Origin of the sequence: Oleiagrimonas sp. MCCC 1A03011, from assembly GCF_003267965.1 — a bacterium.
Lineage (GTDB): Bacteria > Pseudomonadota > Gammaproteobacteria > Xanthomonadales > Rhodanobacteraceae > Oleiagrimonas > Oleiagrimonas citrea.
Window position 1 is genome coordinate 1 of sequence record NZ_MSPY01000012.1, and the last position, 17,532, is coordinate 17,532.

Genomic DNA, 17,532 nt, shown 5'->3' on the forward strand with positions numbered 1-17,532 from the left:
GTCGGATCCATTCCGCCTGCGATGCGTGTCTACCTGACGCATCATCCGAGGTAGCTCGATTCAACTTCCGCCAACTCAATGCAGCGACCCCATGCCCACATGGAGCCCTCAACGGCCCCATGTGGGCATAGGTTGGACGCCACTTTTTTGTTGTCGCCGACAACACTTCCGACTTTCATGGAACCCCATCCAGGCACTGAAACCTTCGCAGTCACGCCCTTCCAGTCCGGGTGGCGGATACAGAGGTATGCCCTGGCGGTACTTCCATGTAATGGCGGGCAAAAAGACCGCCTCCTGGACGACATGGATAGACGCAGCACGGGGAGTCACAGCACCGTCAGCCCTTCTCCTTCTGTGGGCTCGTCAACATGCGACAAAACGGCCGTACCGCTACGCCTGAGGCAGGTATCGTCGTACCATGGATGAGCAGGCATTGGGAATGAAAGGCGACCGCTCAGGCATGGCTCCGAATCATTCAGGCAAATCCGAAACACCTGACAGGGCGCCCCTCGCAGTTGAGGGCGATGCATATGCGTTCTGCACGACCTGCGCGTTCTCGAGTGCCTGCGTGGCGGCGGGTTACGACAAACGCGAGCTTGCCGAGCTGCATTGCCTGATCGAGCATGTCGGCCCATTCGAGCCCGGGGCACACGTCTTTCGTGCCGGCGACAGATTCCGAAGCATCTACGCGGTACGTTCTGGCATGGTCAAGACCATGACCATGGGTGTCGACGGACGCGAACACGTTCTTGGCTTCTACCTACCTAGCGAGGTAGTTGGTCTCAATGCCATCTATCCGGAGCGCTATCCGTGCGACGCGATTGCACTGGAAGAAACCGAATTCTGCCGGTTCTCATTCCCTGCCATGAGTGAGCTTGCGGCACGCGTTCCCATCGTGTTGCAGCACCTGCTGCGCATGCTGAGCAAGGAACTCGGGATGGCCTCACACCTGGCGGGCGATCACACGGCCGACGAACGCATGGCTGCGTTTCTGGTCGACCTGGGTGAACGGTACATGCGGCTGGGTGTTCGTGATTGGCATTTCCGGCTCAGCATGTCGCGCACGGACATCGCCAACCACCTGCGTCTGGCATCGGAAACGGTCAGCCGGGTTCTCGGCAGGTTCCGCGCCCAGCAGCTGGTGTATATCGAAGGTCGCGACGTGCAGCTTCTGGATCCCACACGCATGCGAGCGCTCGCAAGTCCCGTGCTCGACCCCTAGATATGCCCTGATCCAGGTCAAGGCGAAGGAAGCATGGCCCGGGCAGCATAGGAACATGCATCCAGAAACCGATTCGCACAAGAACCACTCCGCCCTTGTGCCTCCATTCCCCCTGGCTTCCGCGCCGCACCGCCCCCTCTTCCTGGCCGGCTGTATCGCCGTGCTCACCGGCATGACATGGTGGACGATGGAGCTGGGAACGTTCTATCACGCCTGGCCTTCCTGGCCGCAGCCGACCATTCCGCCACTCTGGGGTCATGCCGTGCTCATGCAGTACGGCCTGTTTCCACTGTTCATGTTCGGCTTCCTGATGACGACGTTCCCGCGCTGGATGACGGGCCCACAAGTACCCAGGTGGCGCTACCTGGGAGTCGGCGGATGTGTGCTCGGCGGCTACGTCGTCAGCCATGTGGGGCTGCTGCATCTCCCCATGTTGCTGCGCGCAGGCATGGTGTTGATGCTGCTTGGCTACCTGCTCGGCGTGGGCACGCTGGCCGGAGTACTCAAGGCGGCGACGGAGCGCAACCGGCACGGATGGTCGTGCCTGACGGCCTTCACCATCGGTACGCTTGGGCTGATGCTGTTCGAGGGCTGGCTCTTTGGGCTGCTGCCTGCCTCTGCTGCGCAACTGTCCGTACAGATCGGCACCTTCGGTTTCCTGCTGCCGATGTACTTCACCGTGTGCCATCGCATGCTGCCGTTCTTCAGCCGCCATTGTTCGCCGAACTACCGCATGTGGCGCCCCGCCTTCAGCCTGCCGTTGATGTGGATGTTGCTGCTGGTCAGAACCGTGCTCGCCTGGCGCGAGGCGCAGGCCGCTCTGGCCTGGGTCGACATTCCACTCGCGCTTCTGTTCCTGGTGCATGCGCTGGCCTGGCAGCCCTGGCGCGCGCGGGGCCCCGGCCTGCTTGTCGTCCTGCACCTTGCCTTTGCCTGGCTGCCGGTGGCTTTCGTGCTCTTCTCGGCACAGGACCTGGTGTATGCCCTGCAAGGACGGTACATCCTCGGTCTGGCACCGCTGCACGCCCTGACGATCGGCTTCTTCGGCTCGATGCTGGTCGCCATGGTCACCCGGGTCACACAAGGCCACTCGGGACGCCCCTTGCAGATGAACGCTGTGGCCTGGACGTGCTTCGGGGTGCTTCAGCTGGTTGCGTTGGCACGCATTCGTGCCGAACTGGGAGATTCGCGGGGCCTGTGGCTGCTTGCGGCCAGTGTGGGTTGGCTGGTGGCCTTCATGCCCTGGGTGATCCGCGGTGCTTTCATCTACCTGACTCCGCGCGCAGACGGCCGTCCTGGCTGACATGGAAACACTCACACGAGCATTCGTGCCGATCCTGTATCTGCACATCACATGTGTGGCGCTCTCGGGAGCTCTTTTCCTGCTGCGCGGCGGGTGGATGCTGACGGGATCTCCGCTCGTCGACCGACGGGGCGTAAAGCTCTTTTCCTACACCGTGGATACGCTTTTGCTGACTGCAGCAATCGCCCTGGCACTGATCGTGCATCAGTACCCGTTCGTACACGCATGGCTGACGGTAAAGGTGGTACTGCTGGCCGCCTATATCGTGCTGGGCACCTACGCGCTACGCCGTGGAAAGACGCTTCGAACGCGTGTCATCTGCTTGGCCGCAGCGTTGGCTGTGTACGGCTTCATCATCAGCGTGGCGATCACGAAAACCCCCTGGGGCCTACTCGCCATGTTCGCCTGAGTGCAGGCTTGTTCAGGGCTGCACCATACGGATCGGAACGCCCAATTCCCTTCCACGAGGCCGGTCGCCAATTCCAAGCCCCATGCGCATGCCGCGCCCGATGCGCTCGGCATATTCGATCATGCGTGCAGCCGGTTCCTCGGCAAAGATCTCAGGCACCGTTTCGCGCCACAGGGCCAACCAGCGGGCGAAATGTGTGCGGTTGATACCCAACGGTTTGTGCATGGCCAGGGGATTGCCGCGATAGGTTCCAACGCGCAAGGCCACGGAGCACCAGAACGAAGTCAGGAGATTCTTGTGCACGGTCCAGTCTTCGATCACCGCGTTGAAGACCGGGCCGATGTGGTCGTCAGCACGAACCTTGTCGTAGAAGCGATCGACCAGACTCACGATACCGGGGATATCGAGTTCAGCGTGGAGGGCGGGGGCGTCGTTTGGCATGCGGCAAGCCTAGGCCATCTCCCCGAAAAACGATCTGATCTGGATCAAGGGAAGATCCGGGTCCAGCAGAGACAATGGCGGGATGGACTTCCGTCATCGTTCCAGTGAGCCGTTCGTACTGATTCGGGATTGCGCGGCACTGACTGTACCGGCAGGAAAACCGGTGACGATGAGGGTGGGATGCCTGGCCTACATCACGCAAGCGCTCGGTGGAAGCTTCACCATTTATGTCGATGGCAATCTCTTCCGTATTGCCGGTGAAGATGCGGACGCATTGGGGAAATCGCCTCCCGAACCGCTCACTCTTCCCGAACACGCAGGGACCGGGGAAGTCGAGGACCTCGTTCGCCGGCAACTGGAAACCTGCTTCGACCCGGAAATCCCTGTCAACATCCTTGATCTTGGCCTGGTCTACGAGCTGGAACTGCGCCCCCTGGCCAACGGCGAGCATGACGTGCATATCGTGATGACTCTGACCGCCCCCGGTTGCGGCATGGGTGCGATCCTCGCCGACGACGTGCGGTGCAAAGCGATGCGTGTTCCGAAAGTTGCAGCCGTGGATGTCCGGATCACCTTCGACCCACCCTGGAGCCTGGACATGATGAGCGAAGCTGCGCGGCTGGAAACCGGTTTGCTGTAAGTTCGCGCGCCCCCAGGGGCTGGGAATGATTCTTCTGTCTTCTATCGGCTTACCTGCAGGAAACGCAGAACCCATCAGGCATGGTGCACATCACCCGAATTGCGCCATGCCGACCTCACTGTTCGTCGGCGACATGAAATACTCGTGCAGGTATTTCTCGCCTTCGTCACACAGCACAGTGACCACGGTTCCGAGTTCCGGCATACGTTCGCGGATGCGCGCAGCCGCCAGCATGTGCGCACCGGAACTGGGCCCGCACAGGAGTCCGTGGCTTCGCGCCAGTCGCTTCATCTCCTCTACCGCTTCCTCGCTGGACACCGACAGCACCTCGTTGACCAGGTCGGCATGGCGCTCGAAGATTCCCGGCACGAAGCCATCGGAAATACCCTCGATCGCGTGCGAGGCGATTTCACCGCAAAGAATCGTGCATGACTCGGAAGGCTCCATCGCGAACAGACGCACGTTCGGATTGACCGCACGAAATGCCTGCCCCACGCCGATCAGGGTGCCACCCGTACCGACACCCATGACCAAAGCATCCGGAATACGTCCTGCAGGCAACTGAGCAAGAATTTCCGGGCCGAGAATCTCCCGATTCTCTTCCACGTTCCATTCCGATTCGAACTGACTGGGGCAGAAGTATCCCGGCTGCCTGCCCAATTCCCGTGCGTGCTGCAGCGCCTCGTTGACATGAAAGCTGCCGCAGAAGCGCACCTCGGCGCCGTAGGCACGCGAGATGGCCACACGCTCGCTGGAGAGTCCCTCCGGCATCACCACCAGCATGCGATATCCCTTTACCGCGGCCACCATCGAGAGGGCGTTTCCGGTATTGCCGCTCGTCGCCTCGACGATGGTGTCGCCCGGCTTGAGCAGGCCTTCCTCCTCGGCGTGCTCGATCATGTACTTGGCAATGCGCGCCTTGATCGATCCCGACGGGTTGAGGAACTCGATTTTCGCGTGGATGCCCTCAATCTCAAGCAGGGGCGTATCGCCAACGGCGTCCAGGATGCTTCGCGAGACAGTGGTGAATCGTCGGTTCATGTCACTCGTCCGAATGCGCATGCTGCATGGTTTCCAGCGCCAGCGCCGAGTGTGCGTATGCACCACCGGCCCGCATCTCGGCAGCCACCCAGATCGCTTCCATGACCTGCTCCTCGCTGGCCCCTTGCTTCAAGGCCTCGGCGGTATGCCCCTTGATGCAATAGGGGCACTGCGTGACATGCGCCACCGCCACCGCAATCAGCTGCTTGGTCACCGCGGGCAGCTCGCCTTCGGCGAACACGGCAGCGCTGAATGCCTTGAACGCCTTGAGTGCATCCGGCGCAAGTTCGCGCCGCTTGCGCGCCAACTCAGCGCTGGACGAAAGGTGCTTGGAGGATTTCATGACGAACTCTTCCTGTGAATGCATCGTGCTGCCGCCAGCACCGACCCGACCACACTTGCTCTCAAGGTGGCCGTGGTTGGCAACGGGAAAAGCCACACATGCGTGCTGACCAGCGCAACGTCAGCGCGTGGCCCCATGGACCCAGCTTGGTGGATCACTGGCGGGAAAACTTTGGTCGAGCTCCGCATCGATACGCTGCTCACGTACATCGATGGCTTGACGAAGCTCTGTTGCGCTCGAATCTGAAAGGCGAACTCCAGGAAGAGTGAGCCCTTGTGGCGCGACCATCACGAAATAGGGATGAACATGGGGAACAGACGTGGACATGACGACCCTCGCGCGCGTTGCGAGGCTTCACTGGAACATATCCATGATCGAATCGCTCTGATCCAGATCAATGGCTCAAACCAAGCAAACTTGAGTTTCGGCAATGACTGTTCGTTGTACCGGTAACACCCGACCTGACGGATGACGTCAGGAATCGGCCTGAGGCGGACATTGCGGCGCAACCATCTTGCGCCACATTCCTACTTGTTAATGCAGCACTTCTTGTACTTGTAGCCACTACCGCACGGACATGGGTCATTGCGTCCGATTTTGGGACTCCTGCGTCCGCCGCGGAAAGCACGCTCGTACGCTAGTTTTGGAGACATGGGCTCTATCATGTCAGCGGTGGCCTTATCCAGCGCATGGTCCTGCTCCCACGGATCGGACAGGTGTAGTCCGAAGCGCAACTGCGCGTCTCCAGGCGTCAGGCAAATACCGAACCACCGATTGGCCTTCTGCCGATACTTCCGGAGTGTACAAAGCATCGCTAGCCTTTTGGCTGCTTCGCCATCTGACTCACCCGAGCACATGATGGTTAAACCGCTAGCATCGTCGAACATCATCGCTACATCGTGCGGTTTGCCGTCCTGTGCGGCGCGATGAGCTTGCCGGTCGACGATTCGACTGAGGTTGTCGAACGCATCACCGCTCATCTCAAGCAACTGGAATCCTTGATCGAGGACTGCTGGCTCGGGCCGACGTTCGATCTCCTGCACAATACGCCCGAGTGTCTTGCCCTCAAAGCGCGTCATGAATCCCTCAGGTGTCGCATCTCCGTCGATACCTCGGCGACGGGCCGCCATGGCTATGTCTAGACCGGCTGTAAAGTCCTCGGCTAAATGCAGCATCGTCGTGGCATCTTCTAACCACAGATTATGCTTGAGGTGATAAGCAAAAATCGTCAGCTCTTGCGCGGCGAGAAGTCGATCAGCGTAGCGGGTGCGGCGGGCGATGTAGCTCAAAAACTGCAGCGGGGTTGGCAACAGTTCAGTGAGCACGTCGATCAAGAACACATCGCAGACCAAAGCCGCTCGAACTCGCTCGATCTCGCGGGTCTTAAGAAACTGGCGGGTCTGGAAGCTCAACGCTGGGTAATGGTCGCTGACCACGCAGAACATGAAGATTTCGGTGATGTCTGGAAGGTCTACGCTCGAACCGTCGGCACAGATAAACCGGTAACGCGGATCAACTAGGCATTCGGCGCAGGTTAGGCCTTGGTCATAGGCGTCCTGGATACCCTTCTTAAAGTCGTCCCGGATTACTTGATCGTTTCCTTTGCGCCCTTCGACGGTCAGGCGCTTGGCCTTCGCCTGGACGATAATCGCACGGTCGGCCCAGAGCACTAGAACATCGATCTCGGCGACTTTAGTCTTGCTCTGCCAGATGTCGATATTAGTAAAGACCCGATCGGCGCCGAAGACAGCCTCAAGACGTTTGGCGACGAAATTTTCGGTGAACGTGCCACGATGCTTATCTCGGCGCGAACGGTAGCCCTTGTCATGCTGCATCCAGTAGAACGGCGAGTCGTATATGGCTTCCGCCAGCGCGTAGTTCTGCAGCGAAAGGAATTCCCCGCTGGGCAATCGAAGCAATGGTGTCGCCGTAATCTGATTGAAGTCTTGCAGTGAGACAAAACGAGGATTTGCGTCACCGTCTGGCGCAGTGAACTGAAGGAGAATACGTTCGACTAGTTCCGGTTCCAGCCCGGCATAAGCAGCGACTTCGGTTGGCGTTACAGAGAACGCAGGCACCATAGTCCACTGATCCGGCGGCAGTGCGCGTAGAGAGTCCATGAATGTTGGAAAGCGATCCATGAGAAGCTCATCGACCGCATCAGCGACTGCACTGGCCTGCATGATCGTGAATCCGACATTGGCTTGGAGCCATTCGGCGTCTGCAGCGTAGCGTTGCGACGCAAGATCTAAGTACTGGAAGTTGTAGGCTGATTGGGCGGCGTAGAAGATTGGCTCACGCATTGCGCCACCCGAATCAAAGGGATTAACGTCCTCACCCCGCTTCAGTGCAGCTAGCGCCTCACCCAGCGAGAAGGCCCCAGACATTGCATCATGGAGCTCCAGCAGTAGCCGATCACTCCCCGAGATGTACTCACCCAGCACATCTGGACTGGGTAGAGTCCAGTCGATAGGTGCTTTGAGCAACAGCCCGAGCAAAGTGTTGATCTCTGTACGGATCAGTCGACCTGAATCGAAACGATCCCGCATATCCGCCTCGGTAAGGCGCTCGGTATAGACAAGCATGTTGTCGCGGAAGCATAGAGCGGCTACTGCATGCACATATCCTGGCTTCGTGCACAGCGCCTGGAGCTCGTCCAGGACCTCCTGCTCGGGACGGGAAGCCTTTTGGGTGGTGAGCAGTGGGTTAGTCTTCGGGTGGTGCGGCGGTTTCTTCATTACGTGAAAATAAGACTGTACTTGTTGCGAGGCAATCTCTCCTTAGGGTCGGAAGCCGCCTCCTATGATGAGAGCCGGAGAGACCGGAAATGGCGAAAAATCCGCCAAGACCAACACCTGCCAAGTGATCAGTACTTCCCGGGCTGACCTAGGCCCGACGGGGATTCGCAGCATACGAAATATGCCGTGTAACCCAGCATCCTGCTGTGTGGCCTGACCTGGATCAGTGCACGCACACCTGCGCGGGAACAAAGTAGACGACATGCGCGAGGGAGATCCGCCATGACGCATGTAGTCACGGAAAACTGCATCAACTGCAAGTACACCGACTGTGTGGAAGTCTGTCCGGTCGACTGCTTTCACGCCGGCCCCAATTTCCTGGTGATCGATCCGGAAGAATGCATCGATTGCACCCTGTGCGTGGAGGAGTGTCCGGTCGGGGCGATCTATCCCGAGGCGGACGTTCCCGCTGGGCAGGAGATTTTCCTTGCCATCAATGCGGAACTTGCTCCGCAATGGCCCGTCCTGACCAGCAAGATTCCCGAACTGGAAGGGGCCGACCTCTGGGACGGCATGCCGGACAAGCTTCCGTTGCTCAAGCGTTGAATCGACTGCGCTCAGTCATCGAACGAGGCGCCGGATGGACCGGACTCATCCAACTCCTGCTCTTCCCGGTCTAGCAAGGGAAGAATCTTGGGTGAGTCCATGTCCTGGAACTGATCGTGACGCACGGCCCAGAAGAAAATGGCCACGGCTACGGCGACCAGGATCAGGCTTACGGGGATCAGAAGAAGCAAGGCGTTCATGCCGGAACTCTCTGTCCGGGAACAGACACATCGTCACCTGCCGGCGCAGATGGCAAGCGCAAACGCATGGCGTTGAGCACGACGCCGAGCGAGCTGACGGACATCGCCAGCACCGCAAGCCAGGGTGACATCAGCCCGCATGCGGCCAATGGAACCGCACAGACGTTGTAGGCCAAGGCCCAACGTCGATTCTGTCGCAGGATCTGACCCGCACGTACGGCCACCTGACGCGCCTGAACGAGCGCACCGATATCTCCCGTCAGTATCAGTCCAGCCTGCACACGCGCCAGGTCCGTTCCTTCGAGCAGGCTCACGGCGACATCGGCAGCGGCCAGTGCCGCGGCATCGTTGATGCCGTCACCGAGCATGACGACCTTGTCGCCGTGCGCCTGCGCGGCCTCGACGCGGGCCAGCTTGTCCGCAGGAGTCTGGCGTGCATGCCAATCCCGGATTCCCAGGCGTGAAGCCAGCGTGCCTACACGCTCCACACTGTCACCACTGGCCAGGGTGACCGTCATCCCCTGCCGGACGAACGCCTTGACCATGTCGGGTACGCTTGGTCGCAACTGGTCCGCGAAGGGCAACCGCGCGATGGGTTCGTCTTCGTCGAACAGCCAAAGCGCATCGTCATCGGCGTCACCATCGACGTCCGTGTCGTTGAATCCACGCCGTCCCAGCGACAGGTAACGGCCTTCGACGCGGCCCCGGATACCGCCACCCGCCTCGATCGTGACGTCTTCGGCTATCGGTATGTCGCCAGGCGCGATCGCATGAACCAGTGCGCGCGCCAGGGGATGCGCGCTTTCGCGTGCCAGCGCAACGGCCGCACGCAAAACATCGTCACGCTGATGCCCGACAAAGGCCTGCACCCGATTGATCGTCAGCGCCGGCATCGTCAAGGTTCCGGTCTTGTCCAGGAACAAGTGATGGGCACAGGTCAACGACTGCAGGTGCTCGGGTTTCGTCACCAGTACGCCCCGGCGGGCCAGCACCATCATCGCGCGGGTCAGCGTCGCCGGCTCGGCGAGCGCGAAAGCGCATGGACAAGCCACGACCAGCACCGCAACGCCCACGTCGAAGGCACGACCCGGATCAAAGTAAAGCCAGCCCAGCGCAACCAGCATCGTGAGCGCCAACAACTGGACACCAAACACATGAGTGAAATCGCGCTTGGCTACCCCGACGCGAGAGGGGCTGTGTGTTGCATGCGGCAGCTCAGGCAAGGCGGATGCTGCACGCAATCGAACCTTCCCTACCCGCAACTCCAGAGGACCGTCCAGCACCAGGCTTCCTGCAACGATGTCTTCACCGCGTCTACGCAGGCATGGGCGTGACTCGCCTGTCAGACACGCTTCATCCAACCGCACGCGCGCGCTGTGAAGCACGCCATCGACCGGCACACGTCCACCCTCGTCCACATGGACACGATCCCCTTCCTGCAACTCGGAAACAGCCACCGCATGCAAGTGACCGCGCTCATCGCGTCGACGGCAGACCAGCGGCATCGTGGCCGCCATCGCCTGCCCCAGTGCGCGATGACGCTTTCTGGCACGCAACGCGAGATAACGCCCCAGGAGCAGCACGAATACCAGCATGCTGACGGAATCGAAGTACACCTCGCCGCGTCCCGTGACGGCCGCATAGACGCTGGCCAGATAGACCAGCGATGCGGCTACGGCGATCGGCGTATCCACGTCCGGGCGATGCCTGCGCAGTCCACGCATCGCATGCCGATAAAAGGGCCAGGCCGCATAGCTGACGACAGGCGCAGCCGCCAGCAGCCCGAGCCATCGAAACAGCGCCAGCGTGGATGCATCGATCGGCTCGAACCGGCCGATATAGAGCACGCAGGCGAACATCATGGCCTGCATGCCGAACAGTCCGGCGACCAGCATCCGCTTCAATGCATCGTCATGCGCCGTTCTCGTCGCATCATCGAGGTGCTCGTGCGCCATCGGCTCAGCCGCACAACCCGATGCCTCGCAGGCATCGAGCAGTCTCGGCAGCGCCAACTCACCCGCATCGAACGTCACGCGCACCTGTCGCGCGGATACGTCGGTGCGAACCCTGCGCACACCGGAAAGCCGGTACAGCCGCTTTTCCACATCCAGGACGCGATGAGGCGAATCCAGCTTGGATACATGGAGCATGGTCTCGACCATGCCATCTCGCCGTGGGCGAGTGACCTGCGCGAACAAGGATGGACGCGCCCATACGGCATGCCCGGTATTCACGACGCTGGCGGGGAGCTGCTGCGCGTGGACACCGGCACGCCGAGGATGGCATGGTGACTTCCGTGTTTCGGCGTTTCGTCGTGCCGAAGACTGACGACGACCACCCAGACGCAACCGGCCATCAATCCGGCGAAGATCGCCATCCCCAGCCACAGAACAGGCTGGGCGTACCAGGCATCGGAATGCAGGTTGTCACTGCGCTTGCGCATGATCCTGATGCGAAAGGTGATAGACATAGGAAGCCAGCATGCGTATCTGGTCCCTGTTGAGGCGCTTGTCCCAGTTGGGCATGTGGCCCTGCCGGCCATCGCGGATCGTGGCCTCGATATCGGCGAGGGTTCCACCGTGCAGCCAGATGCCATCGGTCAGGTTCGGCGCACCGAGCGCCTGATTTCCCTTGCCATTGGCACCGTGGCAGGCCGCACAGGTGGATGTGAAGATCGGCTCGGCGGCCTTGGCCATGGCCGCATCATGCCTGCGTCCGGACAGCGACAGGACGTACTGCGCCAAGTCCTTGACCTTGTCCTCACCGAGGGCTTTCCAGGACGGCATCACTCCGCCACGACCATCGTGAATGGAGGTGACGATCGCCTTGGCATCGCCTCCGTAGAGCCAGTCGCCATCGGCCAGATCCGGCGCGCCCAGACGCATGTTGCCGGTGGCATGCAGGCCATGGCATGCCGCGCAGTTGTCGCCGAACAGGCGCTTGCCCATCTGCAGCGCAGCAGGATCGTGGGAGAGCTGCTCGACGGTGTACAGGTCAAACCGCTCGAGCAGATCGTCGAGCTTGGCATTGTTGATGCGCACGTCCCGCGCATGCTCCCCGTGCGCGGTCCAGCCCAGCGTGCCCTTGTGGCTTCCGAATCCCGGGTACAACACGAGATAGATGAATGCGGCCACGAACATGGCCGCCGAAAGCAGGATCCACCATAACGGGAGCTTGCGCACGCCTTCGCGAATGGAGCCATGCGCCCATACATGTCCGCTGGTTCCGTCGGGAAGCGTGGGAATTTTCGCGCGGGGCGCCCACAGGAACAGGAACAGCGTGATGCCCAGATTCAGGGTGGCGAGAAACATCACCCAGAGCGACCATCCACTACTCATGTCGAAGAACCTCCGCGCTGCGACATGTCGCTCCCTGCCGGATCATCTTCCATGGGCAGCTTCGCCATGCGTGAAAATACCGACTTGTGGCGCTTGCGCCATGCCCAGACCCAGATACCGATGAACGTCACCATCAGGATGACCGTGACGACGCCGACGACATGTCCCCAGATCGGATTCATGGCGTGGCCTCCGTGCGACCGTTGCCGGAAACCACACGGGTTTCGGCAGGAGGACGCGCCTTGCCGCCCGGTTCGTTCTTGATACCCAGGCCCTGCAGGTACGCGATCAACGCATCGAGCTCGGTCTTGCCCTTGAGTGCGGTGGTGGCACTGTCGATATCGCTGTCGGTGTACGGATCACCCAGCTTGCGCAGCACGCGCATGCGCGCCTGGATGTCGTGGATATCGATGGTGTTGCGTGCCAGCCAGGCATAGCTGGGCATGTTGGATTCGGGCACGACGCTGCGCGGATCCATCAGGTGCATGCGCTGCCACTGGTCGGAATACTTGCCGCCCACGCGCGCAAGGTCCGGCCCGGTCCGCTTGGAACCCCATTGGAACGGGCGGTCATAGACCGACTCGGCCGCCGTGGAGAAATGGCCGTAGCGCTGCGTCTCGAAACGCAGGGAACGAATCATCTGCGAGTGACACAGATAGCAGCCCTCGCGCACGTAGACATCGCGCCCAGCCAGGCGCAGCGGATCGTAGGGTTTGACCCCGGCCGGCGCCTTCACGGCATGTGCCTGCATGAACAGGGGCGTGATCTCGGCCAGACCGCCGAGCGATACCATGATCGCGGTCAGCACGCCGAGCAGTCCGGCGTTCTTCTCGATCCATTCGAAGTGTCGATAGGCCATGACGGGGCTTCCTCAGGTCGCCGCCGGAATCGGCATGGGCACCTGGTCGTGCGTGGGCTCGGGGATGGGCACCGGAATCGGCTTGATCAGACGCTTGCGGGCATGGCTCGCGGTGTGCCAGAGGTTCCAGGCCATCACCACCATGCCGGTCAGGATCATCACGCCGCCCAACCACCGCGTGACATAGAACGGCCTGATCGCCATCAGGCTGTCCAGGAACGAATAGGTCAGCGAACCGTCCGGCTGCGTGGCACGCCACATCTCGCCCTCCATCACGCCGGCAATCCACATCGACAGCACATAGAGCAGCGTGCCCATCGTGTGCAGCCAGAAGTGCACGTCCATGGCCTTGTGCGAATACATCGCCGGGCGACCCAGCGCGCGCGGCGCCATCGCATACAGCGAACCGATGGTGATCATCGCCACCCAGCCCAGTGAACCTGAGTGCACGTGGGCAATGGTCCAGTCGGTGTAGTGCGAGAGGGAATTGACGCTCTTGACCGCCATCATCGAACCCTCGAACGTGGCGGCGGCGTAGAACACCAGCGACAGCACCATGAACTTCACGGCCGGATCGGTCTTGAGCTTGGACCACGACCCCTTGAAGGTCATCAGCCCGTTGGCCGCCGAGCCCCAGCTCGGCATCAGCAGCACCAGCGAGAACGCCATGCCGACCGATTGCACCCAGTCCGGCAACGCCGTGTACATCAGGTGGTGCGAGCCCGCCCACATGTAGACCGAGATCAGGGCCCAGAAATTGACGATCGAGAAGCGGTAGCTCCACAGCGGTTGCTGCGCTTGCCGCGGTACGAAGTAGTACATCATTCCGAGGAAGCCGGCGGTCAGGAAGAACGCTACTGCGTTGTGTCCGTACCACCACTGCACCATCGCATCGACCACGCCCGAGTAGATCGGATAGGACTTGGCGAAGGACACCGGAATGGCCAAGTTGTTGACGATGTGCAGCAACCCCACGGCGATGATGAAGGCGCCGTAATACCAGTTGGCCACGTAGATGTGGCGGATACGCCGCCGGCGGAGACTGCCGAAGAACACGACGGCGAAACTGACCCATACCACCGCGATCAGGATGTCGATCCACCACTCGGGCTCGGCGTATTCCTTGCTCTGGGTCAGGCCGAGCGGCATCGACACCATCGAAAGCACGCATATCAGCTGCCAGCCCCAAAAGGTGAAGCCGGCCAGCCGATCGAAGGCCAGCCTGGCATGACCGGTGCGCTGTACGACGTAGTAGCAGGTGCCCATCAGCGCACTGCCGCCGAAGGCGAAGATCACGCCGAAGGTGTGATCGGGCCGGATGTGACTGAAGGTCAGCCAGGAAACGCCGAAGTTCAACGTTGGCCAGGCCAGTTGCGCCGCCGCCATAAGGCCCACGGACATGCCGATGATGCCCCACACCGAGGCGGCCAGGAGAAACTGGCGGACTACCTTGTCGTTGTAGGTTTCCGGTCGCGTCGTGTCAGGGGCCATGATCGATACTGAAAAAGTGGAGTCGTAGGCGGAAAATCGAGACGAAACGAATCCTTCCAGCGCATGTGGCACCGGAGGTTCGAGGCCGGAGAACACGGATACGCGGACGCACGTCCCGTTTCGCACAACGCGCGCCGCGACATTCTAGGAACGGGCTAGCGCCTGCGCCCTGATCTGGATCAAGGCGAACATGTGCGCATTACGTATGCTTCATGGAGCGTGCGCGCGCACCTTCTGTCGCGCCTCACGCCAGGCTTGTCGACTCTGTACTCCCAGGTATCCGCGGACAGGAGAAGGGACATGAGTGAAGTTGCCCAGCACGCAGGGAAGCACGACCCTGCGTTATCCCCATGGTGGTTGCGCACCATCCTTATCGTCATGGTGGCCGGCTTTGCCGGACTGATCGCCATCACCACGCTGGCCTATCGCAACGCACCGCCGATACCGGCGCGCGTGACGGACGCCAACGGCGCCACGCTGTTCACGGGTCAGGACATCCGCAACGGCCAGGAGATCTTTCTCAAATACGGCCTGATGGACAATGGCAGCATCTGGGGTCACGGCGCCTATCTAGGTCCCGACTTTGCCGCACTGGCACTGCATCGCATGGGACAGGACACCGCCGATGCCCTGGCGCAGAAGGACTACGGCAAAGCCATGGATGCGCTCGATGCCGGCCAGAAGGCCGCCATCCAGGCACGCACCGCGGTGGAACTGAAGACCAACCGCTACGACCCGACCGACGATGTGCTGCATCTGACGGCAGCCGAATCCCGTGCATTCACCCAGCAGCAAGCGCATTGGCGCGCGTATTTCGAGCTTCCTGCGCGCAATGGCGGACTCTCTCCCGGACTGATCAAAAAACCCGAGGAGCTTCGTCAATTCACCGCCTTCGTCACCTGGGCCGCCTGGGCCTCGGTGGCCAACCGTCCCGGGACTTCGGCGTCCTACACCATGAATTTCCCCTACGACCCGAGCGTGGGCAATATCCCGGTGAGCGGCGCCCTGCTCTGGAGTGCCTTGAGCCTGCTGGTGTTCCTGGCCGGTATCGCGGTAGTGCTGCTGGCCTTCGGCAAGTTCGAGTATCTGGGCTGGATCAGCCGCGGACATGAGATCCGGCCCCATCTTTCCGAGGGACCGCCGAGCGCGGCCCAACGCGCACTGGTGAAGTTCTTCGTCGCCGTGGCCGCCCTGTTCCTGGTCCAGTGCCTGGTGGGCGGTGCCGTCGCGCACTACCGTGCCGATCCGGGCAGTTTCTACGGCTTCCAGCTCGAGGACCTGTTCCCGAGCAACCTGTTGCGCACCTGGCATCTGCAGACGGCCATCTTCTGGATCGCGACCTCGTATGTGGCGGCCGCCCTGTACCTGGGTCGCAGCCTGCGCCGTGACGAGCCCAGATCACTGGCCCTGTGGATCCATCTGCTGTTTGGGGCTTTCGTGGTGGTGATCGGCGGCAGCCTGCTGGGGGAATGGGCCGGCATCCTGCAGTGGCTGGGCAAGTGGTGGTTCTGGTTGGGCGACCAGGGATGGGAATTCCTGGAGCTGGGCCGCCTGTGGCAGTACCTGCTGATCGCTGGCCTGATGATCTGGTTTGCGCTGTTGTGGCGCATGGCGCGTCCACGCGATGCGGCCAATCCCGAAGTCCGGCCCATTGCCCGCATGTTCCTGCTCGCGGCACTGGCCATTCCGGTGTTCTACATCCCGGCCCTGTTCTTCACGGGCACCACCAACTACACCGTGGTCGACACCTGGCGGTTCTGGATTATCCATCTGTGGGTGGAAGGATTCTTCGAATTCTTCGCCACCACTGTCGTGGCGCTGACCTTCTACCAACTCGGACTCACGCGGCGCAATGTGGCGCTGCGCGTGATCTACCTCGATGCCATCCTGTATTTCCTGGGCGGACTCGTCGGTACCGGACATCATTGGTACTTCACGGGCCAGACCGGCTTCAACATGGCCATGTCGGCGATGTTCTCGGTACTCGAGGTGGTGCCGCTGACGCTGCTGACACTCGATGCATGGGACTTCGTGCGCACGACACGAGGGCAAGGCGGCGATACCCGTCTGCATGGGCACAAGTGGACGTTCCTGTTCCTGATGGCGGTAGGCTTCTGGAACTTCGTCGGCGCGGGCATGTTCGGTTTCCTGATCAACCTGCCCATCGTCAGCTATTACGAGGTGGGGACGCAGTTGACCCCCAATCATGGCCATGCGGCGCTGATGGGCGTGTTCGGCATGTTGGCCATCGCACTGATGGTCTTCGTGTTGCGCCAGACCAGCTCCGATGGGAACTGGCGCGGTATCGAGAGATATGTCCGGGTCGCCTTCTGGGGCACCAATATCGGCCTGGCCATGATGATTCTCATGAGCCTGTTCCCGAGCGGTGTGCTGCAGATCCGCGATGTGATCGAACACGGCTACTGGCATGCGCGGAGCGTGGAATACATGAGTCTGCCACGATCGCGGATGATCGAATGGCTGCGCCTGCCGGGTGACCTTGTCTTCATCGTTTTCGGCGCTGTTCCCTTGCTTGTCGCGGCCATCAAGGGCTATCTGGGCATGCGCACAGAGGCCCGCCGGACGACCACCAGCCCGTAGATTCGGCCGCGCCAGCCCGAACCCGCCCGGCGCATCACGGCGCCGGGCGGCACGGTTTATCTGTTCAGGTTCCAGCAAGCTCTCTAAACAGGATCTATCTACGATGGCGGGTTACTTCCCTTCCGATGAATCAACCCACCCATGTCCGACACGTCTGATCGTCAGCACGATGGAGTCCTTCCCGTATCGCCCGCCCTGGAAGACTCCCTGGCTGCGGTACACATGCCGCGCCGCACGCGGATGCTGAATGCACGCGTGCTCAGGATCGTCTTGCTGGCGATCGTGCTGGGCGTCGCCGCG

18 protein-coding genes are annotated in these 17,532 nt (G+C 61.2%); 6 read left to right on the plus strand and 12 right to left on the minus strand.

Annotation, left to right across the window (positions count from 1 at the left end; genetic code table 11):
• Positions 1-460 precede the first annotated feature (460 nt).
• The 3 genes from BTJ49_RS14775 to BTJ49_RS14785 are packed head-to-tail and all read left to right on the plus strand — an operon-like array spanning position 461 to position 2,934.
• Positions 461-1,222, plus strand: a complete 762-nt coding sequence (locus tag BTJ49_RS14775) for a cyclic nucleotide-binding domain-containing protein (protein ID WP_113066218.1) — start codon at positions 461-463, stop codon at positions 1,220-1,222.
• 55 nt (positions 1,223-1,277) lie between these two features.
• On the plus strand, positions 1,278-2,525 hold the full coding sequence (locus tag BTJ49_RS14780; RefSeq protein WP_113066201.1) for an NnrS family protein: 1,248 nt from the start codon (positions 1,278-1,280) through the stop codon (positions 2,523-2,525).
• Positions 2,526-2,550: 25 nt separating this feature from the next.
• Complete coding sequence (locus tag BTJ49_RS14785; RefSeq protein ID WP_206098436.1) at positions 2,551-2,934, plus strand: SirB2 family protein; 384 nt, start codon at positions 2,551-2,553, stop codon at positions 2,932-2,934.
• Positions 2,935-2,946: 12 nt separating this feature from the next.
• On the opposite strand, the gene BTJ49_RS14790 is transcribed toward BTJ49_RS14785, so the two are convergent.
• Positions 2,947-3,375 (minus strand): group III truncated hemoglobin, encoded by a 429-nt coding sequence (locus BTJ49_RS14790; RefSeq protein ID WP_113066203.1) that lies wholly within the window; start codon positions 3,373-3,375, stop codon positions 2,947-2,949.
• A gap of 82 nt (positions 3,376-3,457) precedes the next feature.
• Between BTJ49_RS14790 and sufT the strand changes: the two genes are divergently transcribed.
• Complete coding sequence (gene sufT, locus BTJ49_RS14795; RefSeq protein WP_113066204.1) at positions 3,458-4,015, plus strand: putative Fe-S cluster assembly protein SufT; 558 nt, start codon at positions 3,458-3,460, stop codon at positions 4,013-4,015.
• Positions 4,016-4,105: 90 nt separating this feature from the next.
• On the opposite strand, the gene BTJ49_RS14800 is transcribed toward sufT, so the two are convergent.
• The 4 genes from BTJ49_RS14800 to BTJ49_RS14815 form a co-directional block, all read right to left on the minus strand.
• Positions 4,106-5,056: a cysteine synthase family protein gene (locus tag BTJ49_RS14800; RefSeq protein WP_113066205.1), complete on the minus strand. Its 951-nt coding sequence runs from the start codon at positions 5,054-5,056 to the stop codon at positions 4,106-4,108.
• Position 5,057: 1 nt separating this feature from the next.
• The gene (locus BTJ49_RS14805) at positions 5,058-5,399 is read right to left on the minus strand and encodes a carboxymuconolactone decarboxylase family protein (RefSeq protein ID WP_113066206.1); all 342 of its coding nucleotides are present in this window, start codon (positions 5,397-5,399) and stop codon (positions 5,058-5,060) included.
• Between the two features lie 120 nt (positions 5,400-5,519).
• Complete coding sequence (locus BTJ49_RS14810) at positions 5,520-5,726, minus strand: hypothetical protein (protein ID WP_113066207.1); 207 nt, start codon at positions 5,724-5,726, stop codon at positions 5,520-5,522.
• 200 nt (positions 5,727-5,926) lie between these two features.
• A complete protein-coding gene (locus BTJ49_RS14815) occupies positions 5,927-8,137 on the minus strand; it encodes a nuclease-related domain-containing protein (RefSeq protein ID WP_113066208.1) in 2,211 nt (736 codons plus the stop codon).
• A 282-nt stretch (positions 8,138-8,419) separates the two neighbouring features.
• On the opposite strand from BTJ49_RS14815, the gene fdxA reads away from it, so the two are divergent.
• Positions 8,420-8,743 carry a ferredoxin FdxA gene (gene fdxA / locus BTJ49_RS14820; RefSeq protein ID WP_113066209.1) on the plus strand — a complete coding sequence of 108 codons (324 nt, stop codon included), beginning with the start codon at positions 8,420-8,422 and terminating at the stop codon, positions 8,741-8,743.
• Positions 8,744-8,754: 11 nt separating this feature from the next.
• Here the strand turns inward: fdxA and ccoS are convergent, their stop codons facing one another.
• From ccoS to ccoN, 7 genes are all read right to left on the minus strand, one after another.
• Positions 8,755-8,943 carry a cbb3-type cytochrome oxidase assembly protein CcoS gene (gene ccoS, locus BTJ49_RS14825; protein WP_113066210.1) on the minus strand — a complete coding sequence of 63 codons (189 nt, stop codon included), beginning with the start codon at positions 8,941-8,943 and terminating at the stop codon, positions 8,755-8,757.
• Positions 8,940-11,105 (minus strand): heavy metal translocating P-type ATPase, encoded by a 2,166-nt coding sequence (locus BTJ49_RS14830; protein ID WP_113066211.1) that lies wholly within the window; start codon positions 11,103-11,105, stop codon positions 8,940-8,942. Before BTJ49_RS14830 ends, ccoS begins: the two co-directional genes overlap by 4 nt.
• Positions 11,106-11,173: 68 nt before the next feature.
• Positions 11,174-11,386, minus strand: a complete 213-nt coding sequence (locus tag BTJ49_RS14835) for a hypothetical protein (protein ID WP_113066212.1) — start codon at positions 11,384-11,386, stop codon at positions 11,174-11,176.
• Positions 11,370-12,281, minus strand: a complete 912-nt coding sequence (ccoP, locus tag BTJ49_RS14840) for a cytochrome-c oxidase, cbb3-type subunit III (protein WP_113066213.1) — start codon at positions 12,279-12,281, stop codon at positions 11,370-11,372. Before ccoP ends, BTJ49_RS14835 begins: the two co-directional genes overlap by 17 nt.
• Complete coding sequence (locus BTJ49_RS14845; protein ID WP_113066214.1) at positions 12,278-12,463, minus strand: cbb3-type cytochrome c oxidase subunit 3; 186 nt, start codon at positions 12,461-12,463, stop codon at positions 12,278-12,280. Before BTJ49_RS14845 ends, ccoP begins: the two co-directional genes overlap by 4 nt.
• On the minus strand, positions 12,460-13,140 hold the full coding sequence (gene ccoO, locus BTJ49_RS14850) for a cytochrome-c oxidase, cbb3-type subunit II (RefSeq protein ID WP_113066215.1): 681 nt from the start codon (positions 13,138-13,140) through the stop codon (positions 12,460-12,462). The genes BTJ49_RS14845 and ccoO overlap by 4 nt, the downstream gene beginning before the upstream one ends.
• 12 nt (positions 13,141-13,152) lie before the next feature.
• On the minus strand, positions 13,153-14,631 hold the full coding sequence (gene ccoN, locus BTJ49_RS14855) for a cytochrome-c oxidase, cbb3-type subunit I (protein ID WP_113066216.1): 1,479 nt from the start codon (positions 14,629-14,631) through the stop codon (positions 13,153-13,155).
• A gap of 300 nt (positions 14,632-14,931) precedes the next feature.
• Between ccoN and BTJ49_RS14860 the strand changes: the two genes are divergently transcribed.
• Positions 14,932-17,232 (plus strand): cbb3-type cytochrome c oxidase subunit I, encoded by a 2,301-nt coding sequence (locus BTJ49_RS14860; protein WP_113066217.1) that lies wholly within the window; start codon positions 14,932-14,934, stop codon positions 17,230-17,232.
• Positions 17,233-17,532 lie beyond the last annotated feature (300 nt).